Origin of the sequence: Streptomyces sp. NPDC091282 (genome assembly GCF_044757385.1) — a bacterium.
Taxonomy (GTDB): Bacteria; Actinomycetota; Actinomycetes; order Streptomycetales; family Streptomycetaceae; genus Streptomyces; species Streptomyces gramineus.
The window spans coordinates 1,447,898-1,470,497 of the sequence record NZ_JBIVUX010000001.1 but is presented as its reverse complement, the minus strand read 5'-3'; the positions used below and the strand labels follow the sequence as shown (position 1 = coordinate 1,470,497).

At 70.4% G+C, this 22,600-nt stretch carries 21 protein-coding genes; 20 read left to right on the top strand and 1 reads right to left on the bottom strand.

Going from position 1 to position 22,600, the window contains the following annotated elements:
- The 14 genes from ACIQOE_RS06765 (at position 1) to ACIQOE_RS06700 (ending at position 14,871) form a co-directional block, all read left to right on the top strand.
- Positions 1-324: a hypothetical protein gene (locus ACIQOE_RS06765; protein WP_362644191.1), complete on the top strand. Its 324-nt coding sequence runs from the start codon at positions 1-3 to the stop codon at positions 322-324.
- Complete coding sequence (locus tag ACIQOE_RS06760; RefSeq protein ID WP_401409991.1) at positions 321-1,757, top strand: hypothetical protein; 1,437 nt, start codon at positions 321-323, stop codon at positions 1,755-1,757. Before ACIQOE_RS06765 ends, ACIQOE_RS06760 begins: the two co-directional genes overlap by 4 nt.
- Positions 1,758-1,776: 19 nt before the next feature.
- Positions 1,777-2,379, top strand: a complete 603-nt coding sequence (locus ACIQOE_RS06755; protein WP_401409989.1) for a hypothetical protein — start codon at positions 1,777-1,779, stop codon at positions 2,377-2,379.
- Positions 2,380-2,382: 3 nt separating this feature from the next.
- Entirely contained in the window at positions 2,383-2,976 is a 594-nt protein-coding gene (locus ACIQOE_RS06750) for a hypothetical protein (protein ID WP_401409987.1), read from the top strand.
- A gap of 98 nt (positions 2,977-3,074) precedes the next feature.
- Positions 3,075-3,743: a hypothetical protein gene (locus ACIQOE_RS06745; protein ID WP_401409985.1), complete on the top strand. Its 669-nt coding sequence runs from the start codon at positions 3,075-3,077 to the stop codon at positions 3,741-3,743.
- Positions 3,731-4,771 (top strand): hypothetical protein, encoded by a 1,041-nt coding sequence (locus tag ACIQOE_RS06740; protein WP_401409983.1) that lies wholly within the window; start codon positions 3,731-3,733, stop codon positions 4,769-4,771. Before ACIQOE_RS06745 ends, ACIQOE_RS06740 begins: the two co-directional genes overlap by 13 nt.
- Positions 4,772-4,927: 156 nt before the next feature.
- A complete protein-coding gene (locus ACIQOE_RS06735) occupies positions 4,928-6,295 on the top strand; it encodes a nitrate/nitrite transporter (RefSeq protein ID WP_401409981.1) in 1,368 nt (455 codons plus the stop codon).
- Between the two features lie 88 nt (positions 6,296-6,383).
- Positions 6,384-7,544, top strand: coding sequence for a uroporphyrinogen-III synthase (locus ACIQOE_RS06730; protein WP_365561021.1), 1,161 nt, complete (start codon positions 6,384-6,386; stop codon positions 7,542-7,544).
- A gap of 239 nt (positions 7,545-7,783) precedes the next feature.
- Positions 7,784-8,383 carry an ABATE domain-containing protein gene (locus ACIQOE_RS06725; RefSeq protein ID WP_362644183.1) on the top strand — a complete coding sequence of 200 codons (600 nt, stop codon included), beginning with the start codon at positions 7,784-7,786 and terminating at the stop codon, positions 8,381-8,383.
- 449 nt (positions 8,384-8,832) lie between these two features.
- Complete coding sequence (locus ACIQOE_RS06720; RefSeq protein ID WP_010039908.1) at positions 8,833-9,354, top strand: sigma-70 family RNA polymerase sigma factor; 522 nt, start codon at positions 8,833-8,835, stop codon at positions 9,352-9,354.
- Between the two features lie 59 nt (positions 9,355-9,413).
- Positions 9,414-10,175, top strand: a complete 762-nt coding sequence (locus ACIQOE_RS06715; RefSeq protein ID WP_401409979.1) for an anti-sigma factor family protein — start codon at positions 9,414-9,416, stop codon at positions 10,173-10,175.
- A 60-nt stretch (positions 10,176-10,235) separates the two neighbouring features.
- Positions 10,236-12,551, top strand: a complete 2,316-nt coding sequence (locus ACIQOE_RS06710) for a HelD family protein (protein WP_401409977.1) — start codon at positions 10,236-10,238, stop codon at positions 12,549-12,551.
- Positions 12,552-12,875: 324 nt separating this feature from the next.
- The gene (locus tag ACIQOE_RS06705) at positions 12,876-14,279 is read left to right on the top strand and encodes an NAD-dependent malic enzyme (RefSeq protein ID WP_351322918.1); all 1,404 of its coding nucleotides are present in this window, start codon (positions 12,876-12,878) and stop codon (positions 14,277-14,279) included.
- Positions 14,280-14,589: 310 nt separating this feature from the next.
- Entirely contained in the window at positions 14,590-14,871 is a 282-nt protein-coding gene (locus ACIQOE_RS06700; RefSeq protein ID WP_189268239.1) for an HU family DNA-binding protein, read from the top strand.
- Positions 14,872-14,969: 98 nt separating this feature from the next.
- On the opposite strand, the gene murA is transcribed toward ACIQOE_RS06700, so the two are convergent.
- Entirely contained in the window at positions 14,970-16,316 is a 1,347-nt protein-coding gene (gene murA / locus ACIQOE_RS06695) for a UDP-N-acetylglucosamine 1-carboxyvinyltransferase (RefSeq protein ID WP_351322919.1), read from the bottom strand.
- Between the two features lie 307 nt (positions 16,317-16,623).
- Between murA and ACIQOE_RS06690 the strand changes: the two genes are divergently transcribed.
- The 6 genes from ACIQOE_RS06690 to ACIQOE_RS06665 all read left to right on the top strand — a co-directional run bounded on the left by ACIQOE_RS06690 (position 16,624) and on the right by ACIQOE_RS06665 (position 22,479).
- Complete coding sequence (locus ACIQOE_RS06690; protein WP_351322920.1) at positions 16,624-17,196, top strand: YqgE/AlgH family protein; 573 nt, start codon at positions 16,624-16,626, stop codon at positions 17,194-17,196.
- Positions 17,197-17,248: 52 nt separating this feature from the next.
- Positions 17,249-17,530 carry a DUF3039 domain-containing protein gene (locus ACIQOE_RS06685; protein ID WP_351322921.1) on the top strand — a complete coding sequence of 94 codons (282 nt, stop codon included), beginning with the start codon at positions 17,249-17,251 and terminating at the stop codon, positions 17,528-17,530.
- Between the two features lie 246 nt (positions 17,531-17,776).
- On the top strand, positions 17,777-19,066 hold the full coding sequence (locus ACIQOE_RS06680; RefSeq protein ID WP_365561031.1) for an extracellular solute-binding protein: 1,290 nt from the start codon (positions 17,777-17,779) through the stop codon (positions 19,064-19,066).
- 14 nt (positions 19,067-19,080) lie between these two features.
- Positions 19,081-19,998, top strand: a complete 918-nt coding sequence (locus tag ACIQOE_RS06675; RefSeq protein WP_351323132.1) for a sugar ABC transporter permease — start codon at positions 19,081-19,083, stop codon at positions 19,996-19,998.
- 5 nt (positions 19,999-20,003) lie between these two features.
- On the top strand, positions 20,004-20,849 hold the full coding sequence (locus tag ACIQOE_RS06670) for a carbohydrate ABC transporter permease (RefSeq protein ID WP_351322923.1): 846 nt from the start codon (positions 20,004-20,006) through the stop codon (positions 20,847-20,849).
- A 1-nt stretch (position 20,850) separates the two neighbouring features.
- Positions 20,851-22,479: a beta-N-acetylhexosaminidase gene (locus tag ACIQOE_RS06665; RefSeq protein ID WP_351322924.1), complete on the top strand. Its 1,629-nt coding sequence runs from the start codon at positions 20,851-20,853 to the stop codon at positions 22,477-22,479.
- Positions 22,480-22,600 lie beyond the last annotated feature (121 nt).

The window sequence follows — 22,600 nt, the reverse complement described above, 5'->3', positions numbered from 1 at the left end:
GTGGGCGACAGGACCAGGATCGACGATCTCGACGTGCTCAAGGGCGTCGCCACGGGTATCGAGAAGATCGTCGAGGAGTTGCAGGGGCTCGACGACAAGGGCGCGTACGGCTGGAGCCGGGACATCGTGGGCCACGAGGAACTCACAGACCGACTCGACGACTTCGCCGACAACTGGGATTACAAGCGCGGAAAGCTCGAAGGCGAGCTGGCCAAGCTCGCGGCCATCACGAAGGCCGCTGCCCAGGCGTACGACCAGATGGACACCGATCTCGCCAACGCGGTCCGCAAGCAGGAGAAGCAGCCGCGGAGACAAGGGGGATGATGTCCCGACCGAAGGACTGGTCACCGGTCGGACTGGACTCCGACCCGGTGTCCGGAGACCCCGAGGCGATGGCGAGGCTGGGCCGGCGTTTCCGCTCGGTCGCCGATGCCATCAGGAGGCAGACGGGCAACATCGAGGCACTCTGCGGTGTGGACGGCTGGCAGAGTGACGCCGCGAACGAGTTCCGCAAGACGGCCGAGGGGACTGTCGGACGGCTGAAGAGCGTCCTGGACCGCTTCGAGACGGCGGCCGACGTCCTCGGCGAGCAGACGGAGCAACCGGACGAGAAGTACGCCTCCGTCCTGGCGTCTTCCCAGCAGGCGGCGGACAAGGCCCGTAACGACGCCGAGCGCGACTGCGAGGAACGTGACCGCCTGGACAAGTCGCTCGACGTCCTCGACCCGTCCGCGAGCGACTACGAGCAGCGCAAACACGACCTGACCACCAGGCGTGACGAGGTCGACGGCCGAGTCGGCGACGCCGTCAAGCGGGTGCACGCCGCCAAGAACGCCCGCAACCGGGCCGGGGAGCGAGCGGCCCGCGCTCTGGAGGCGCTCATCGACCACGACCGCTTGAAGGACTCCACCTGGGAGAACGTCAAGGGAGCGCTCAAGAGCATCGCGGACGTTGCGGGCTGGGTCGCGACGGCGTGCGCCCTCGCCTCCCTGCTCGTGGGCTGGATCCCGGTGATCGGCTGGGCGCTGGCGGGTGTCCTGGACGCGATCGCCCTGCTCGCCACCGTGGTGTCCCTGGCCTGCCACCTGGTGCTCGTCTTCTCGGGCGACGCGAGCATCGCCGACCTGGTACTGGACGGCGTGGCCCTGCTCACACTGGGACTGGGGCGTGCCGCGCTGAGCGCCGGCAAGGCGGCCGCGGCGGGCGTGCGAGGCGTACAGACGGCGAGCCGCTCGGCGCGCGCGGACTTCCTCGCCGCCAACTCGCTGACCGGCAGGTCCGCGAAGGCCGCGAACACGCTGAAGGGCAAGGCGACCAAGCTGGCCAACCAGGCCGCCGAAGACGCGTCGCGGAGACTCGCGGGTGACTTGCCGGGGGCATTCGGAAAGCTCGGCGAGTTCAAGCACGTCCTGAATCCAAAGGTGATCTACCGGGACACCGCGGAGGCCGTGAAAGGCCTCAAGGACTTCAAGGACGTCGGGAAACTCCTCGGAAGGGACACCTGGCGGGGCGCGCGGCCCTTCGGCAACCCGGAGTGGGTCGAGTCCAGCAAGGCACTCACGGAGGTGCCGATTCTCGGCAAGTTCGAAAGCATGGGCGGCGTGAAGTTCACCGACTACGTACGGTCCGCCGGGCAGCGGTGGCTCGCCTACACCGCGGCGGCGACCGCCATCGACGGGAATGACAAACTCCACGGCCTCACGGAGTGGGACAACCCCTACAACCGGTGGAAGACCGCTTGGACGGCCGGCTCGTGACGGCCGGAAGGAACAATACGTGAGCGACGACGTGACGTGGCAGTGCCTGATCTCCGAACCCGAGGGCAGCATCAGGCTCCCGGTCGGGCAGGACGCGGAGTTCGAGAAGTGGGCCAAGCAGGCAGCCAGGGAATACCTCGGCGCGGATGCTCCGCGCAGCGAGCTACGAGAACTCTCCTCGGTCCTGGCGCGGGTCTCGGCGACGGCCGATCTGGGTGATCCCACCTTCGCCTACGCCTATGTGATCGACGCGGCCAAGGCGCTGACGGCCGTTTACGAGGTACATGACTACGACGGGGACGGATACCGCTCTGCCGAACGTCTCCCGGACCTCCTGGAAGCCGTGCTGCCGACGTCACCCGAGCGTCGCAGCGTGACCGAGGTGAACCTGCCGGCCGGACCCGGCGTATGTGTCCAGGAACTCCTCTCGGTCGAGACCGGCTCGCTCTTCAGGAAGAAGACGATGATGGAGACGGTCACCTACGCGGTGCTGCCGCCGCAGGTCGACAACATCCTCGTCCTCCGGATGTCGTGGACGAATCTGGTCTTCAGCGAAGCCCTCCTGGAACTGGCCCGGACGCTGGCGGAGTCGCTGGAGCTCACCGAGGCCAAGGAGGGCTGAGCAATGCCGGACGCCGTCGCCGACGGCCGCCGCGAGGACGACGCTCTTCCGCCGGGCGACTACGGCCTGCTCGTTCCGGACGGCTGGTTCAGGATTCCGCTCGAACCCGGCGGCTGGAAAGGCCCCGTTCGCGCGCTGGCGGAGCGGGTCTTCGAAGGTCAGGACGACGCCGTGCTCCTCAAGCGTGAATTCTCCAGAGCCGTCGTGGCGCGAGCGGAAGAGGGCTACGAGAACGGCGGCGTCGAGCTCTACATCTCGACGACGTCCGTCGGCCCGGTGCCTCTCTCCGCCTCGCTCCTCGTCACGGTGGTCCCGGCGGAGGGGGATCTCCGTCTCGAAGCGAAGGGCCGGTCCCAGCAGATCACCGAGGTCGACCTTCCCTTCGCCGGTCCCGCGACGATGCGCCGGACCCGCAGCGTCCCGGACGCCGGGGATCCGACCGGCAACCACCTGCCTGTGACCGTGGTGGACTACGCGGTCAGGGTGCCGAACACCAGGGCCGTCCTGCTGCTCACGTTCTCGACCTCCCTGGATCCGTTCGCCGACGCCATGGTCGAGATGTTCGACGCGGTCGCCCGGTCGCTGCACTGGAGATGACCACCACAGCCCGGCCGTTCGCCCTGGTGCCGTCGCCCTCGACCCCGATACCGTATTCGCTGCTTCGCAGACCCCAACCGCCACACCAGGAGCCCACCGTGACCCGCCGTTCCCGCCGCCTGCTCACGACAGCCACCGCCGGTGTGACGGCCGCACTGCTGCTTGCCGGCTGCGGCGGAGGTGACGGGGACAAGTCCGACTCGAACGGCAAGATCGCGGGGGCGGACACGGGGGCGTTGACGTCGGCGTCGCCGAGTGCATCGGCTACGGCGGCGGAGGACGCGGGGCGCCCGAAGATTACGTTTCCGTCCTATGCCTCGAACGTTTTCGAAGACCAGAAGTCCGGCGACTCCACCAAGGACGCGGTTCTCGCGGACAGTGCCCTCAGCGTGAATTCGATGGATGAAGCGATCTTCCAGGGGAGCACCAGCACGAAGGCCCTCGGCTTCTACAACGCGGACAAGGCTCTGGGCGCGGCGATCACCTACGTGCAGGGGTACATCGACAAGGGCGATACATGGATCGGTAAGACACGCTATTTCGACCGCAGCGTGACACTGTCCGGCGCCAAGGAAGCCTACGTTACGTACTGTTCGGACGAGAGTAAGTCGTTCCTGAAGAACAGGAAGACGGGCAAGGTCAAGAACACGCCGACAACGGCCGACAGTTACGTGCTCTATCACACCAAGCTCACGAAGAACGCCAAGGGTGTTTGGCAGACTACCGACATCGTGTCGAATCGGGGGGACAAGGCGTGCCAGCCGTAAGGAAGGTGGCGAGAGGCACTGCGATCCTGTCGCTCGCGTGGCTCTCGGTTCTCGTCTCGCAGACCGCCTACGCGGGTGGGCGAGGAGACGACGGAACGGTGACCAGTGGGACGCAGGAGCATGGAGACTCTTCCGACGACGGCAAGCTCTCCTCGACCGTAGGTGTGATCGTCTACGACCGTTCCAAGAACGGCTCCGGTCAGTCCGTAGGGCCCGTCACTCCTCTCGCCTCCTGGACCCCGCCCGCCTGCTGGTACGCGCCGAAGTACTCGCCCGCGGCCCTGCAGGCGTACCTGGAGCCGATCTGGGAGGCCGGTTCGACCGGTGATGCGTGGGACGCGACGCAGCGGGACCGGTACGTCAACGGCAAGCCGTACAAGGACTTCAACAAGGACGAGGCCGGCAAGGGCTACTGGTGGGACTCGTATGTCAACAAGTCCTTCCCGCCCGGCTGGGACAAGTGCGACGAGCCCTACTTCTGGGTGGCCACCGGTGACGACCCGCCGGCGGACATCCCGAACACCGTGACGCCCGAGATCCTCGCCAAACTGGCGTACAACGAGATCCGCGTGCCCTCCAAGGACGTGAGCCTGGCGCCCGCGGACACCACCAAGGTCAACCTGCCGACCTGGGCCTGGCTGGACGGAGCGACGTTCAAGCCGGTGTCGGTCACCGCGCGCATCGACGCGCTGGGCATGTGGGCGACGACCACCGCCAAGCCCGTCGCCCTCAAGATCGATCCGGGTACGTCCGACGCGGTCACGTATCCGGCGTCCGGTGTCTGCCAGATCGACGGCAACGGCACGGTGGGGGAGAAGTACGCCAAGGGCGACGCCGACCGGACGCCGCCCTGCGGGGTGCGGTACCTGAGGTCGTCCGGCGACGGCTCGTACCAGCTGAAGGCGACGGTCACCTGGCAGATCAGCTGGACCGGCAGCGACGGCGGCGGCGCCCACGACCTGCCCGACGGCACCTTCGGCCGGTCCCAGGACGTGACCGTGCAGGAGATCCAGTCCGTCAACCGCTGACGAGCCGATCTCTCACCCGCACCCCCGGCAGGGTGAGAGCAACGTTCCCTCGCGGTCACCCGTCGCCACAGTGCGGAAACCCCGTCTCCCTACCTTCGGGCTCAGTCACTCGTCCGAAGTCGGCGGACCGAGGACGCGGAGCACCGTGGAGGCGTCATGGCAGCACCGGCCCCTACCCCGCGCAGTCGGTGGATCCAGGAATGGGACCCGGAGGACGAGGCGTTCTGGCGCGCGAGCGGTGAGAAGGTCGCCCGCCGGAACCTCGTCTTCTCGGTCCTCTCCGAGCACATCGGGTTCTCGATCTGGACCATGTGGTCCGTGCTGGTGCTGTTCATGGGCCCCGAGTACGGACTCACCCCCGCCGACAAGTTCCTCCTGACGTCGGTGGTCACCCTGGTCGGCGCGGTCGTCCGGGTGCCGTACACCTTCGCGGTCGCCCTCTTCGGCGGCCGGAACTGGACGGTCGTCTCCGCGAGCCTGCTGCTCGTCCCGACGGTCGCCGCGTTCGCCGTCATGGAGCCGGGGACGTCGTTCGGCACGTTCCTGCTCGTCGGGCTGCTGGCCGGCATCGGCGGCGGCAACTTCGCGTCCAGCATGACCAACATCAACGCCTTCTTCCCGCTGCGCAGGAAGGGCTGGGCGCTCGGACTCAACGCGGGCGGCGGCAACATCGGCGTGCCCGCAGTCCAGTTGGCCGCGCTCGCGATCATCGGGGCCGGCGGCGGGCCCCGGGTGCTGCTCGGGATCTACATCCCGCTGATCGTCGTCGCGGCCGTCCTCGCCGCGCTGTTCATGGACAACCTCGCCACCGTCCGGAACGACACCGGAGCCGCCGCCGGCGCCGCGAAGGACCCGCACACCTGGATCATGTCCTTCCTCTACGTCGGCACGTTCGGATCGTTCATCGGCTACGCCTTCGCGTTCGGGCAGGTGCTGCAGGTGCAGTTCGGGCGTACGCCGCTGGAGGCCGCCTACCTCACCTTCATCGGCCCGCTGCTCGGCTCGCTCGTCCGGCCCGTCGGCGGCCGGCTCGCCGACCGGTACGGCGGGGCGCGGATCACGCTGTGGAACTACGTCGGCATGGCCGCGGCGACCGCGCTCCTCGTCGTCGCCGGCGCCGGCGGGTCGCTCCCCGTCTTCGTCACCGTCTTCGTCGTGCTGTTCGCGCTCAGCGGGCTCGGCAACGGCTCGACGTACAAGATGATCCCGGGCATCTTCCAGGCCAGGGCCCTCGCCGACGGGCTCACCGGCGAGCAGGCCGCGGCCCGCGGACGGCGGCTGTCCGGCGCCGCGATGGGGCTGATCGGGGCGGTCGGAGCGCTCGGCGGCGTCGGCATCAACCTCGCCTTCCGGCAGTCCTTCCTGACCTCCGGCTCCGGCACCGGCGCCTTCGTCGCCTTCCTGGTCTTCTACGGCCTCTGCTTCGTCGTCACCTGGGCCGTATACCTTCGCGGGCCCGCCGCGCAGGGGCGTGCGGCCACCGCCACCGGGACAGAGCCGCAGCTCAGCTACGCCGAGGTGTGACGTAACACTGGTGACATGGAGCCGAACCGAGCCCGTCACGCGCCGTTGACAGGCTCGTTCGGCATGCGGGTCAGCTAGGAGAGCAGCCATGGACGAGGAACAGCAGCGGCCGGAACCCGGACCGCCGGGCCCGCTCGCGGGCTTCACGGTGGGGGTGACGGCCGCGCGCCGGGCCGACGAGCTGGGGGCGCTGCTGCGGCGGCGCGGCGCCGCCGTGCTGCACGCGCCCGCCCTGCGGATCGTGCCGCTCGCCGACGACGGGGAACTCCTCGCCGCCACCAAGGAGATCATCGACCGGGCGCCGGACGTGGTCGTGGCCACCACCGCGATCGGGTTCCGCGGCTGGATCGAGGCCGCGGACGGCTGGGGCGTCGGCGAGCGGCTGCTGGAGAGACTGCGCCGGACGGAGCTGCTGGCCCGCGGACCCAAGGTCAAGGGCGCGGTCCGGGCCGCCGGACTCACCGAACAGTGGTCGCCCTCCTCCGAGTCGATGGCCGAGGTACTGGACCGGCTCCTGGAGGAGGGCGTCGAGGGCCGCCGGATCGCCGTCCAGTTGCACGGGGAGCCGCTGCCCGGCTTCGTGGAATCGCTGCGGGCGGCGGGCGCGGAGGTGCTGCCGGTGCCGGTGTACCGGTGGATGCCGCCGGAGGACCTCGGACCGGTGGACCGGCTGCTGGACGCCGTCGTCTCCCGCTCGGTCGACGCGGTCACCTTCACGAGCGCCCCCGCCGCGGCCTCCCTGCTCTCCCGCGCCGGAACGCGCGGACTCCAGGCCGACCTGCTCGCCGCCCTCCACCACGACGTGGTCCCGGCCTGCGTCGGCCCGGTCACCGCGCTCCCGCTCCAGGCCCTCGGCGTCGCCACCGTCCAGCCCGAACGCTTCCGGCTCGGCCCCCTCGTCCAGCTGCTCTGCCAGGAACTGCCCTCGCGGGCAAGGGCGTTGCCGGTCGCCGGCCGCCGGGTGGAGATCCGCGGGCACGCGGTCCTCGTCGACGGCGCCCTGAAGCCGGTGCCGCCGGCCGGGATGTCCCTGCTGCGGGCGCTCGCGCGCCGGCCGGGCTGGGTGGTGGCCCGCGCCGAACTCCTGCGGGCCCTGCCGGGCGCGGGACGCGACGAACACGCGGTGGAGACGGCGATGGCCCGCCTGCGCACGGCCCTGGGAACGCCGAAGCTGATCCAGACGGTCGTCAAACGCGGCTACCGCCTCGCCCTGGACCCCGCGGCGGACACCAAGTACGCGGACGTGTGACCTTCCGCCCGCAACGCCCGCAACGCCCGCAACACCCGCGAAGTCCGCGAAGCGAGTGAGGTCCGTGAAGCGCGTCAAGTCGGTGGAGGCCGTGGGGCGGTGCGGCGTTCCGTGCGGCGCCGGTCGGACGGGAGCCCCGCGGAAGACGGGACGGAACACGGGTACGAGGGGTTCCGGCCGCCCGCCGGGCCGGGCACTGTGAGAGGACACGGTTCCCTGTCCTAGGCGGTGGCGGGCACATGGCACTGGGTACGGAGACGGCCCCCTACGAGCTGCGCTTCGACGCCGGGCGGATCTGCCTGGATCTGCTCGCGACCACGCACCCCGGCGAACGGCTCGACGCGCTCGAACCGTTGCGGGCCTGGATCAGAGGCTCCGGCCTCGTCCCGCCGGGCACCCCGCTGGCCCACGCCGACACCGGCTGGCTGGTCGCGTTCCGCGAACTGAGAAGTCACGTCGGCCAGTTGGTGCGCGGCGTCCGGAGCACCGCGAGGACCGGGTCGTACGACCTCGCGCTCGCCGGCGTCAACGGCCTCGCCCGCGCCGCCGCGCCGCCCGCCCCGTGCGCCGTGCCCGGCGCGGACGGCTCCCTGGTACGGGAGTTGGCCGGGCCGCCCGAGTGCGCCGCGCTGCTCGCGGCCGTCGCCCGGGACGCCGTCGAACTGCTCACCGACCCCGTCGCGCGGGCCGCCGTGCGCGAGTGCGAGGGCGACAACTGCCCCATCGTCTACCTGGACACCTCCCGCGGACGCAGACGCCGCTGGTGCTCCAGCGAGATCTGCGGCAACCGCGAACGCGTCGCCCGCCACCGCCGCCGGGCGGCCCTCGCCCGAGCCTGAAGCCCGGCCCTCTTCGCCGACCCCCCTCCCTCCTGCCCGAGTCGCACACCTCCTGTCCGGACGAATCGGGCATCCGCGCCCGCCGGCCGCCGCCCGCGCCGGGCCCGGCCTCCGCAACCGCCGTCCCATTCACGGCATTCGCCGGATCTCCACCGGCGCTCTCCGCACGTGATTTCGACAACATTCAGTTTGTCCGCGGCAACCTCAGGGCAGCGCCGGGGCGTTCGACGATGTGTCGGAAATGTAAAGAACACGCGGTGGGAATGTGGGGTCATGTCCCGCTCGTCATGTCACCTCGCGGAAAAATGTGGCCTCTTGTTGAACACACCGCGGGTCACTTCCGTACCGGTGGGGGAGCGACCGACTGGGGGAACCCCCGGACACCGGAGGTGGGCGTGCGCAAGGATGCGGCCGTGGCCAATGAACGTGGATCGAGGGCCCGACATCGCATGTCCCAGCCCTCGGAGCCTGATGAGGAGCTGATGCGTGCGCTCTACCGAGAGCACGCCGGACCTCTCCTTGCGTATGTCCTTCGGCTGGTCGCCGGTGACCGGCAGCGCGCCGAGGACGTCGTGCAAGAGACACTCATCCGTGCCTGGAAGAACGCCGGTCAGCTCAACCGGGCGACCGGATCGGTACGCCCCTGGCTGGTGACGGTCGCCCGACGCATCGTCATCGACGGTCACCGCAGCCGGCAGGCCCGGCCGCAGGAGGTCGACCCGTCGCCGCTGGAGGTCATCCCCGCGGAGGACGAGATCGACAAGGCGCTGTGGCTGATGACGCTGTCCGACGCGCTCGACGACCTGACCCCGGCCCACCGGGAGGTGCTCGTGGAGACGTACTTCAAGGGGCGTACCGTCAACGAGGCGGCCGAAACCCTGGGTATACCCAGCGGCACCGTGCGCTCACGGGTTTTCTATGCCCTGCGGTCGATGAAGCTGGCACTGGAGGAGCGGGGGGTGACGGCGTGATGAGTGGGTACGGGGGACACGGCGGGTTCGGCACAGGTGGTTCGGGTATGTCTGGTGCTATGCAGGAATCTCCGGTTCCCAACGAGCACGAGACGGTCGGCGCGTACGCGCTGGGGATTCTCGACGACGCCGAGGCAACCGCTTTCGAGGCCCATCTGGCCGGGTGCGAATGGTGCGCCCAGCAGCTCGACGAGCTGGCCGGAATGGAGCCCATGCTGGCGGCCCTGGCCGATCTTCCGGGTTCCGGGTCCACGCCGTCCATCGGCGAGTCGCTGTCCGCCAAGCCCAGCCCCCGGATGGTCGAGAAGCTGGTCGTGGAGGTCGCCGACAAGCGGAAGGTCCGCACCCGGCGCAGCCTGTTCGGCCTGGCGGCCTCGATCGTCCTGATCGCGGGCGGCACGGCGGCCGGTGTGGCGCTGAGCGGCTCGGACGGCGGCGGCGGCGCCGACATGGCCACCGGACCCGCCCAGGCGGCCTTCCAGACGATGTCCGACAAGAAGACGGCCACGGACCCGGCGACCCACGTCACCGCGACCGTCGCGCTGGAGAAGAAGGACTGGGGCACCCACGCGGTCCTCCAGCTCAAGAACGTCGCCGGCCCGAAGAAGTGCTCGCTGATCGCCGTGGGCAAGAACGGCGAGCGCGAGACGGTCACCTCCTGGTCCGTTCCGACCTGGGGATACGGCATCGCGGACGCCAAGTCGGAGAAGGCCAAGGAGCCCCTATACGTGCACGGCGGCGCCGCCTTCACCCCCAACGAGATCGACCACTTCGAAGTCATGACGTTCGACGGCAAGAAGCTCGTCTCGGTCAGCGCGTAGCTTCAGCGGGCCCCCTTCGCGTACGGTTGACGGCTGCCCAGCACGTCAGAAGGGGGCCCGGTGGCCGCTCAGGCTCAACCATCCGCGGTCGGCTCTCACAGCTCCGCACAGGACTCCGGTCAGGACTCCGTTCGGGACCGTGAGATCAGCGTCGAACAGGAACACCTCGACCGGGTGTACCAGCGCCTCGAGGAGAAGATCCACGAAGCGGAATTCCTCATGAACGACGCGGCCCAGCGCGGCCAGGTGGGCACGCCCGGCGCGCTCGCCGAGCGGGACGCCCAGGTGTTCCGCGCGGGCGTCCACCTCAACCGGCTCAACAACGAGTTCGAGGACTTCCTCTTCGGCCGCATCGACCTGCTCCTCGGCAAGGACGGCAAGAAGGGCCCGGACGGCGCCTACACCGCCGTGGAGCCCGCCGAGGGCGCGGTCCGCGCCGACCACACCGCGGACATCGCCGAGACCCTGCACATCGGCCGGATCGGCGTGCTCGACCAGGACTACGCGCCGCTCGTCATCGACTGGCGGGCACCGGCCGCCGCGCCGTTCTACAGGTCCACTCCGGTGGATCCCGGGCGTGTCGTACGCCGCCGGGTGATCCGCTCCAAGGGCCGCCGGGTCCTCGGGGTCGAGGACGACCTGATGCGCCCGGAGCTGACCGCCTTCCTGGACGGCGACACGCTGCCCGTCATCGGCGACGGCGCCCTGATGGCCGCCCTCGGCCAGGCCCGCACCCACTCCATGCGGGACATCGTCGCCTCCATCCAGGCCGAGCAGGACCTGGTCATCCGCGCCCCCGCCGCCTCCGTCACCTACGTCGAGGGCGGTCCCGGCACCGGCAAGACCGCCGTGGCGCTGCACCGCGCCGCCTACCTGCTCTACCAGGACCGCCGCCGGTACGCGGGCGGCATCCTGATCGTCTCCCCGACCCCGCTGCTGGTCGCCTACACCGAGGGCGTCCTGCCGTCCCTCGGGGAGGAGGGCCAGGTCGCCATCCGCGCCATCGGCTCCCTCGTCGACGGCGCCGAGGCCACCTTGTACGACACGCCGGGCACCGCCCGCGCCAAGGGCTCCTCCCGGATGCTCCGGGTCCTGCGCAAGGCGGCCCGCGGCGCCCTGGAGCTGAAGGACTCGCCGAACCGGCTCCGGGTCGTCGCCTTCGGCCGCCGTCTGGAACTGGAGGCCGAGGACCTCGACCGCGTCAGACACAACGCGCTCGGCGGCACGGCCCCCGTCAACCTGCTGCGGCCCCGCGCCCGCAAGCTCCTGCTGGACGCCCTGTGGGCCCGCTCCGGCGCGGCCGGCCGGCACAGCGACCCGGAACTCGCCGCCGAACTGCGCTCCTCCTTCGACGAGGACATCGTCACGGAGGACTCCTTCATCGAGTTCCTCGACGCCTGGTGGCCCGAGCTGACCCCGTCGGCCGTCCTCGCCGCGATGGCCGACGAGCGCCGCCTGGGCCGCTGGGCGCGCCGGATCCTCAACCCCGGCGAGGTCCGCAGGGTCGCCCGCTCGCTGCGCCGGGACGGCCACTCCGTGCACGACATCGCCCTGCTCGACGAACTGCAGGCCATCCTCGGCGCCCCGGTCCGCCCCCGCAAGAAGCGCGAGCTGGACCCGCTGGACCAGCTCACCGGCCTGGAGGAGCTGATGCCGACGCGCGAGGAGTCCCAGCGCGAGCGCGCCGAACGGCTCGCCCAGGAGCGCGTCGAGTACGCCCACGTCATCGTCGACGAGGCGCAGGACCTCACGCCCATGCAGTGGCGGATGGTGGGCCGCCGCGGCCGGCACGCCACCTGGACGGTCGTGGGCGACCCCGCCCAGTCCTCCTGGTCCGACCCCGACGAGGCGGCCGAGGCCCGCGACGAGGCGCTCGGCAGCCGCCCGCGCCGCCGCTTCGAGCTCACCGTGAACTACCGCAACCCGGCGGAGATCGCCGAGCTGGCCGCCAAGGTGCTGGCCCTCGCCATGCCCGGCTCCACGTCGCCCACGGCGGTCCGCTCCACCGGCATCGAACCGCGTTTCTCGGTCGTCCGGGACTCGCTGGACAAGACCGTGCGGGCGGAGGCCGAGCGCCTGCTCGGCCTGGTCGACGGCACGGTCGGCGTGGTCGTCGCCATGGACCGGCGTGCCGAGGCCGCCCGCTGGCTCGCCGGGCTCGGCGACCGGGTGGTGGCGCTCGGCAGCCTGGAGGCCAAGGGCCTGGAGTACGACGCGACGGTCGTCGTGTCGCCCGCGGAGATCGCCGACGAGTCCCCGGCCGGGCTGCGCGTGCTCTACGTGGCCCTCACCCGGGCGACCCAACAGCTGACCGTGATCTCCGGAGAACGTGACGAGCCCGACACGGCAGGGGTTCCGGACCTGCTCAGGGAGTGAGCACGGGGCCGTTCGGCTGGAGCTTTCCTGTGAAGTCCGGCGACGGGAATGGCTGTGCGGGATCTGTTTGTTAGCCTTGTCGTGACACCGGCTCGATCCAAGCCCCCGGGCCCAACCTTCGTCGCCACGAGCGACCACTTGCCGCGAGGCGAGCATGGCGGGCCGGTGTCGTGAACGGAGAGAGGCCCACATCACCCTGTGATGTGGGCCTCTTTTTTGCGCGAACAATACGCACGAAACCAGGCCCGGCTAACGCCTACCCGACGGTAGGTGCGACGATCGGACCGCACTACACGCGACACGGTGAAACGAAGGAAGTCGGCCATGGCAACGGCGCCCAGCGTCTCCTACTCGATGACCATCCGGCTGGAGGTGCCCGCGAGCGGAACCGCCGTCTCGCAGCTCACCACCGCCGTGGAGTCCTCCGGAGGCTCGGTGACCGGCCTCGACGTCACCGCGTCGGGCCACGAGAAGCTCCGTATCGACGTCACCATCGCGGCCAGCTCGACCGCCCACGCCGACCAGATCGTCCAGCAGCTGCGCACCATCGAGGGCGTCGTCCTCGGCAAGGTCTCCGACCGTACGTTCCTCATGCACCTCGGCGGCAAGATCGAGATGCAGTCCAAGCACCCCATCCGCAACCGTGACGACCTCTCCATGGTCTACACCCCGGGCGTGGCCCGCGTGTGCATGGCGATCGCGGAGAACCCCGAGGACGCGCGCCGCCTCACCATCAAGCGCAACTCCGTTGCGGTCGTGACGGACGGCTCCGCGGTGCTGGGCCTCGGCAACATCGGCCCGAAGGCCGCCCTGCCGGTCATGGAGGGCAAGGCCGCCCTCTTCAAGCGGTTCGCGGGCATCGACGCCTGGCCGCTGTGCCTGGACACCCAGGACACCGACGCGATCGTCGAGATCGTCAAGGCGATCGCCCCGGGCTTCGCCGGCATCAACCTGGAGGACATCTCCGCGCCGCGCTGCTTCGAGATCGAGGCCCGCCTGCGCGAGGCCCTGGACATCCCCGTCTTCCACGACGACCAGCACGGCACCGCGATCGTCGTCCTCGCCGCCCTGACCAACGCACTTCGCTGCACCGGCAAGGCGATCGAGAACATCCGGGTCGTCATGTCCGGTGCCGGCGCGGCCGGTACGGCCATCCTCAAGCTGCTCCTGGCGGCCGGTGTGAAGAACGCCGTCGTCGCCGACATCCGCGGTGTCGTGCACTCCGCCCGCGAGGACCTGGTGGCGGCCCCGGCCGACTCGCCGCTGCGCTGGATCGCCGACAACACCAACCCGGAGAACCTCACCGGCACGCTGAAGGAGGCCGTGCGCGGCGCGGACGTCTTCATCGGCGTCTCGGCCCCGAACGTCCTCGACGGCGACGACGTGGCGGCCATGGCCGAGGACGCGATCGTGTTCGCACTCGCGAACCCGGACCCCGAGGTGGACCCGGCGGTCGCCCGCCAGACGGCCGCCGTCGTGGCCACCGGCCGCTCCGACTTCCCCAACCAGATCAACAACGTGCTGGTCTTCCCGGGCGTCTTCCGCGGGCTCCTGGACGCCCAGTCCCGCACCGTGAACACGGAGATGATGCTCGCGGCCGCGAAGGCCCTCGCGGACGTGGTCAGCCAGGACGAGCTGAACCCGAACTACATCATCCCGAGCGTCTTCAACGAGAAGGTCGCCGGAGCGGTGGCGGGAGCGGTGCGCGAGGCCGCCAAGGGCGCCTGACGGCGCTCCCGCCGGGACCGCCCGGAGGGACGGGGGGACCGCACGGGCGGACCCCGCCGGGCCGGCCCCCGGAACACGACGCGCCCGGCTTCACAGGGGTCCGGGGCCGACGGCCCCAGTAAACGTCTGTGAAACTTGCCACGCCATCCAATCGGCGCGTCGTGAAACCACCCCTTCGGGCCCCCCGTAGGGTATGGGCGGCAACGGATTGGCGTTCCCGCCGCAGGTGGGGGCAGGATGCGTCCCGGCCCAACATGCGGCTCAGCCGCGTGGCACGCCTCAATGGCAAGAAGAACACGGGAGTAACAACATGAACCGCAGTGAGCTGGTGGCCGCGCTGGCCGACCGTGCCGAGGTGACTCGCAAGGACGCCGACGCCGTGCTGGCCGCGTTCGCCGACGTCGTCGGCGACATCGTCTCCAAGGGCGACGAGAAGGTCACCATCCCCGGCTTCCTGACCTTCGAGCGCACCCACCGTGCCGCTCGTACCGCGCGCAACCCGCAGACCGGCGAGCCGATCAACATCCCCGCCGGTTTCAGCGTGAAGGTCTCCGCGGGCTCGAAGCTGAAGGAATCCGCCAAGGGCAAGTGACCTTGCCTTCCGTAGGCCTCGGGACGACGGCGTACGGCGTGTGACACGACGATGGGGCGGCCCCTCCACCAGGGGCCGCCCCATCGTCGTACGCGTTCCTAGCCGAGCGCCTTGCCCGGCAGTTCCACCTTCGCGCCCAGCTCCACGAGCTTCTCCATGAAGTTCTCGTAGCCGCGGTTGATGAGTTCGATGCCGTGCACGCGGGACGTGCCCTGGGCGGCCAGGGCCGCGATCAGGTACGAGAAGCCGCCGCGCAGGTCGGGGATGACCAGGTCGGCGCCCTGGAGCTTGGTGGGGCCCGAGACGACCGCCGAGTGCAGGAAGTTGCGCTGGCCGAAGCGGCAGGCCGCGCCGCCCAGGCACTCGCGGTAGAGCTGGATGTGCGCACCCATCTGGTTGAGCGCGGAGGTGAAGCCGAGCCGCGACTCGTACACCGTCTCGTGCACGATCGACAGGCCCGTCGCCTGGGTCAGCGCCACCACCAGCGGCTGCTGCCAGTCGGTCTGGAAGCCGGGGTGCACGTCCGTCTCCAGCGCGATCGACTTCAGCTGGCCGCCGGGGTGCCAGAAGCGGATGCCCTCGTCGTCGATCTCGAAGGCGCCGCCCACCTTGCGGTAGGTGTTCAGGAACGTCATCATCGAGCGCTGCTGGGCGCCCCGGACGTAGATGTTGCCCTCGGTCGCCAGCGCCGCCGACGCCCAGGACGCGGCCTCCAGCCGGTCCGACAGGGCGCGGTGGGTGTAGCCGCCGAGCTTGTCCACACCGGTGATGCGGATCGTCCGGTCGGTGTCCATGGCGATGATCGCGCCCATCTTCTGCAGCACGCAGATGAGGTCCTCGATCTCCGGCTCGACGGCCGCGTTGGACAACTCCGTGACGCCCTCGGCGAGTACGGCCGTCAGCAGCACCTGCTCGGTCGCGCCGACGGACGGGTACGGCAGCCGGATCTTGGTGCCGCGCAGCCCCTTGGGAGCCTCCAGGTACTGGCCGTCCGCGCGCTTCTCGATGGTCGCGCCGAACTGCCGCAGCACGTCGAAGTGGAAGTCGATGGGCCTGCCGCCGATGTCGCAGCCGCCCAGGCCCGGGATGAAGGCGTGGCCGAGCCGGTGCAGCAGCGGGCCGCAGAACAGGATCGGGATGCGGCTGGAGCCCGCGTGGGCATCGATGTCGGCGACGTTGGCGCTCTCCACGTACGTCGGATCCAGCACCAGTTCGCCGGGTTCCTCACCCGGACGGACCGTCACCCCGTGCAGTTGGAGCAGGCCGCGTACGACGCGCACGTCACGGATGTCCGGAACGTTGCGCAGCCGACTCGGCGCACTGCCCAGCAGCGCGGCGACCATGGCCTTCGGTACGAGGTTCTTCGCACCGCGGACCCGGATCTCGCCCTCCAGCGGGGTGCCGCCGTGGACAAGCAGTACGTCGTCAGAGCCGTTGACGGTCATGAATCTCGCGTTCCGTGGAGTGGGGCAGGGCCGGAGTCACAGAGTAATCGCCCATTGGCCCCCCGCCGTAAGCCCAACGGCCGCCCGGCTACGTCATAGCTGTGTCACAACACGAACGGTTCCCCGTCGGGCACGAGGGGTCACCGCCCGTCACCGGGCGCCGGGGCCGCCTCCCGCCGCACTCCCGTCCACCCCCGCCCCCCTCGTACGACGCCCCACCAGGCAGCCCCTCCCCGGCGTGGCCGCATTCACCCGCACACCCGCATTGGCTCCCCATGCGGGCGGAAGATGCGGGATCATGTCAGGCATGACCGAGGTGTCCTCGCTCACAGGGCGGCTGCTCGTGGCCACGCCCGCCCTGGCGGACCCGAACTTCGACCGCGCGGTGGTGCTCCTCCTCGACCACGACGAGGAGGGCTCCCTCGGTGTCGTCCTCAACCGCCCCACCCCGGTGGACGTCCGGGACATCCTGGAGGGCTGGGCCGCGCTCGCCGGCGAGCCGGGGGTGGTCTTCCAGGGCGGCCCGGTGTCGCTGGACTCGGCGCTCGGCGTCGCGGTCATCCCGGGCGGCGGCAACGGCGACCGGGCCCCGCTCGGCTGGCGCCGGGTGCACGGCGCGATCGGCCTGGTGGACCTGGAGGCCCCGCCGGAACTGCTCGCCTCGGCCCTCGGTTCGCTGCGGATCTTCGCCGGTTACGCCGGCTGGGGACCGGGCCAGCTGGAGGACGAACTGGGGGAGGGCGCCTGGTACGTCGTCGAGTCGGAACCCGGCGACGTCTCCTCGCCGGCGCCGGAGAGACTCTGGCGCGAGGTGCTGCGCCGCCAGCGCAGCGAGCTGGCGATGGTCGCCACCTACCCCGACGACGCCTCCCTCAACTGAGGGCGCACCTTCTCCGGACCGTAGTCCCGGCGCTTCAGTACCCTTGGCACTTATGAGCACTCTTGAGCCCGAGCGCGGGACTGGTACGGGGACCCTCGTAGAGCCGACGCCGCAGGTGTCCCACGGCGACGGCGACCACGAGCGCTTCGCCCACTACGTCCAGAAGGACAAGATCATGGCGAGCGCCCTCGACGGCACGCCCGTCGTGGCGCTGTGCGGCAAGGTGTGGGTGCCGGGCCGCGACCCGAAGAAGTACCCGGTCTGCCCCATGTGCAAGGAGATCTACGACTCCATGGGCAGCAGCGGCGACGGCGAGGGCGGCAAGGACAAGTAGCACCTCAGGTTCCTCGGAGGCCCCGGGCGCGCTTTGGCGCGCTCCGGGGCCTTTGTCGTACCCGCGCGTTGCACGGAGTGCGGCCGCCGGTCACAGAGTGGTCGAGACCTCTTGTCGGCATGTTCATGTTGTCCCTACCCTCCGTGGTGTTGTGCAGAGCGAAACCGCCGTTGCGCATAGTGCAACGAGTGGAGTGTGTGCAGTGCCCGAACACGTACGCTTCAGCGCGCCCCGGAGGGTCACTCCATGAAGCTCCCCGTCCCCGCATTCCTCGTCGCCGCCCTGTTCCTGGCGGCCTGCGCCCCGCAGACCTCCTCCAACTCCGCCTCCGACAAGGACGACAAGAGCGGCACCCTGCGGGTGTGGCTCTTCCAGGAGGTCGGCAACGACCCCAAGCAGAAGGTCGTCGACTCGGTCGTGGCCGGCTTCGAGAAGGCGCACTCCGGCACCCGGGTCGACGTGGAGTACATCCCGGTCGACACCCGTGCGCAGCGGGTCAAGGCGGCGTTCAACGACCCGAAGTCGGCCCCGGACGTCATGGAGTACGGCAACACCGACACCGCCGGCTACGTACGGGACGGCGGACTGCTCGACGTCACCCGCGACTTCGGCGCGTGGCCCGAGGCCAAGGACACCGACCCGACGGCCAGGCAGTCGGTGACCGTCGGCGGCAAGGTCTACGGCGCCCCCTTCTACGTCGGCGTCCGGGCCCTGTACTACCGCACGGACGTCTTCGGGGAACTCGGCCTGAAGCCTCCCGCCACCCTGGCCGAGGTCGCCTCCGCGGCCCGCCGCATCCGCGCCGCGAAACCCGGCCTGTACGGCCTGGCCGTCGGCGGCGCCTACACCTACGGCGCGATGCCCTTCATCTGGGCCGGCGGCGGCGAACTCGCCACCGCCCGGGGCGGTTCGTACACCTCGGCGATCGACAGCGCGGCCGCCCGCAAGGGCATCAAGGAGTACACGTCGCTCTTCGGCGACGACAACTGCCCGGCCGCCAAGTGCGCCGGCTTCGGCGGCAACGACACGGTCACCGCGTTCGCGGCCGGCAAGGCCGGCATGGCCATCGGCGGCGACTTCAGCCACACGGCCGTGGAGGCGGGCACGGTCAAGGGCAAGTACGCGGTGGTGCCGCTGCCCGGCACCACGGCCGGATCCGTCGCGCCGGCCTTCGCGGGCGGCAACAACATCGGGGTGCTGAAGAGCACGGCCCACCGCACCCTGGCCGTCGCGCTGATGGAGCAGCTGACCGCCAAGAAGACGCAGGCCGCGATGTTCGACGCGATGGGGTTCCTGCCGACGTTCACGGACGTCCGTGACCAGGCGGCCGCGAAGGAACCGTTCGTGAAGCCGTTCGTGGCGACCCTGGCGGCCGGGACCAAGTTCGTGCCCGCGTCGGCGGGCTGGTCGCAGATCGACTCCTCGCTGGTGCTGCCGACGATGTTCCAGGAGGTCATCAGCGGCCGCAAGAGCGTGGAGGCCGCCTCGCAGGAGGCGGCGACGAAGATGGACGAGGCGTTCGGCTCGGCCGGATGACGCCGGCGGTGGACATGCCGGCCCGGCGCGGACGGTCGCGCGGAGCCGCGCACCCTTCGGCGAGCCGGACCGTGCCCTGGCTCTATCTGGCCCCCGCTCTCGTGGTCCTCGGCGGCCTGCTGCTCTACCCCGTCTACCAGCTCGGGCTGATCTCCGTCTTCCGGTACACCCAGGCCCAGGTCAGCGGCGGCGAGCCCACCGCCTTCGTGGGACTGGACAACTACGCGGAGGTGTTCGGCGACGACCGGTTCTGGTCGGTCCTGCTCGCCACCGTCCTCTTCGCCGCCGCGTGCGTCGTGTCGACGCTCGCCGTCGGCTGCGCGCTCGCCGTGCTGCTCACGCGCGTGCGCGCGGTGCCGCGGACGGCGCTGATGCTGGCCGCGCTCGGAGCCTGGGCGACGCCGGCCGTCACCGGGTCGACCGTCTGGCTGTTCCTCTTCGACCCGGACTTCGGGCCGGTGAACCGGCTGTTCGGCCTCGGCGACCACTCCTGGACGTACGGCCGGTACAGCGCCTTCCTGCTCGTACTGCTCGAAGTGGTCTGGTGCTCCTTCCCGTTCGTCATGGTCACCGTGTACGCCGGGATCCGCGCCGTACCGTCCGAGGTGCTGGAGGCCGCCGCGCTGGACGGGGCCTCGCAGTGGCGGATCTGGCGGTCGGTGCTGGCACCGATGCTCCGGCCGATCCTCATGGTCGTCACCGTCCAGTCGGTGATCTGGGACTTCAAGATCTTCACGCAGATCTACGTGATGACCGGCGGGGGCGGGATCGCGGGACAGAACCTGGTGCTCAACGTGTACGCCTATCAGCAGGCCTTCGCCTCCTCGCAGTACGGGCTCGGCGCCGCCGTCGGCGTCGTCACGCTGCTGGTCCTGCTCGCCGTGACCCTCGGCTACCTGCGGCTGCTGCGCCGGCAGGGGGAGGAGCTGTGATCCTCGTGAATCTTGTGCGCGGATCGCTGCGCAGGCCGGGGCGGACGGCCGCCGAGGCGGCGGCGCTGGTGATCGCCGCTGTGGTCGCGTTCCCGCTGTACTGGATGGTGCTGGGGGCCGTCGAACCGGCCGGCGAGATCGAGTCGGACCGGCCCCGGCCGTGGACGTCCGCGCCGTCCGCGGACTCCTTCCGACGGGTCTTCGGACAGCAGGAATTCGGCCGCTACTTCGTCAACAGTCTCGTCGTCGCGGGCACGGTCGTCGTCGTCTCGGCACTGATCGCCTTTCTCGCCGCGACCGCCGTCACACGATTCCGGTTCCGCTTCCGGACCACCCTGCTGATCATGTTTCTGGTGGCCCAGATGGTGCCCGTGGAGGCCCTCGCCATCCCCTTGTTCTTCCAGCTGCGGGACTTCGGTCTGCTGAACACGCTGGGCTCGCTGATCCTGCCGCACATCGCCTTCTCCCTGCCCTTCGCGATCTGGATGCTGCGGGGGTTCGTGAAAGGGGTGCCGCAGGCGCTGGAGGAGGCCGCCTACATCGACGGGGCGAGCCGGTCGCGCTTTCTCTGGCAGATCCTTTTCCCGCTCGTGCTGCCGGGCCTGGTGGCCACGAGCGTGTTTTCCTTCATCTCCGCCTGGAACGACTTCCTCTTCGCCAAGTCCTTCATCATCAGCGACACCTCGCAGTCGACGCTGCCGATGGCGCTCCTGGTGTTCTTCAAGCCCGACGACCCGGACTGGGGCGGGGTCATGGCGGCCTCCACGGTGATGACGATTCCGGTGCTGGTGTTCTTCGTACTCGTACAGCGACGGCTGGTCTCCGGACTGGGCGGAGCGGTTAAGGACTGACATGGCGGACGTGATCCCCGAGCCCCGGAGCATGGCCTCCCACGGGGACGGATTCTTCGAACTGGACGCGGACACCGCGCTGGTGGCGCAGGAGGGCGCGGAACGCACCGCCCGCTGGCTGCGCGACACGCTGGGAGCCGCCTGCGGACTGCCGCTGCCGACGCGGCCGGACGCGCGGGACAACGCCGTACGGCTGTCCCTCGACCCGGCGGTCACCGAGGAACTCGGCGCGGAGGGCTACCGCCTCGCGGTCACGCCCGCCGGCGTGCACCTCGCGGGCGGCGGCCCCGCCGGACTCTTCTGGGGCGCCCAGACGCTGCGCCAGCTGCTCGGGCCGGACGCCTTCCGGCGCGCCCCGCTGCCCGGCCGTACCTGGCGGCTGCCGCTGAGCCTCGTCCAGGACGCGCCGCGATTCCGCTGGCGCGGCCTCATGCTCGACGTGGCCCGGCACTTCATGCCCAAGGAAGGCGTCCTGCGCTACCTGGATCTCATGGCGGCGCACAAACTCAACGTCTTCCACTTCCACCTGACGGACGACCAGGGCTGGCGCATCCGCATCGAGCGCCATCCCCGGCTCACCGAGGTCGGCTCCTGGCGGGCCCGCACGAAATTCGGCCACCGGGCCTCACCGCTGTGGGAGGAGAAGCCGCACGGTGGCCACTACACGCAGGACGACATCCGGGAGATCGTCGCCTACGCGGCCGAGCGGCATATCACCGTCGTCCCCGAAATCGACGTGCCCGGCCACTCGCAGGCCGCCATCACCGCGTATCCGGAACTCGGCAACACCGACGTCGTCGACACCGCCTCCCTGACCGTCTGGGACTCCTGGGGGATCTCGCCGAACGTCCTCGCCCCCACCGACAACACCCTGCGCTTCTACGAGGAGGTGTTCGAGGAAGTGCTCGAACTCTTCCCCTCGGAGTTCATTCACGTCGGCGGCGACGAATGCCTCAAGGACCAGTGGCGCGCCTCTCCCGCCGCACAGGCCCGGATCAAGGAACTCGGGCTGGCCGACGAGGACGAGTTGCAGGCGTGGTTCGTCGGTCACTTCGCGGCGTGGCTTTCCGCGCGGGGCCGCCGGGTGATCGGCTGGGACGAGATCCTGGAGGGCGGGATCGCCGAGGGCGCGGCCGTGGCGTCCTGGCGCGGATTCGGCGGCGGGATCGCGGCCGCGCGGGCCGGTCACGACGTGGTCATGTGCCCCGAGCAGCACGTGTACCTGGACCACCGGCAGGCGGACGGCGCGGACGAGCCCGTACCGATCGGATATGTGCGCACCCTTGAGGACGTGTATCGGTTCGAGCCGGTTCCACCGGGACTCGACGCATCCCTGACGCACCGGGTCCTGGGCACCCAGGCCAACCTCTGGACCGAGGTCATGGAGAACCCCGCGCGCGTCGACTACCAGGCCTTTCCCCGGCTCGCCGCCTTCGCCGAGGTCGCCTGGAGCGCCCTCCCGGCCCCGGCGGAACGGGACTTCACCGCCTTCGAACGCCGTATGGCGGCCCACTACCGGCGGCTCGACGCCCTGGGGGTCGGCTACCGGCCACCGGCCGGACCGCTGCCCTGGCAGCGCCGCCCCGGCGTGCCCGGCCGCCCGATCGACGGCCCGCCCCCGAGCCGCTAGGCCGGACACGGCCCGACCCCCTGTCCGTCACCTTCCCGTCCCGAACGCGTAATGGAAAAAGACCTCAAGGGTCACCGAAGAGTGTCAATCGGCATCCACCGGCGATGGCGTACGAAATCGG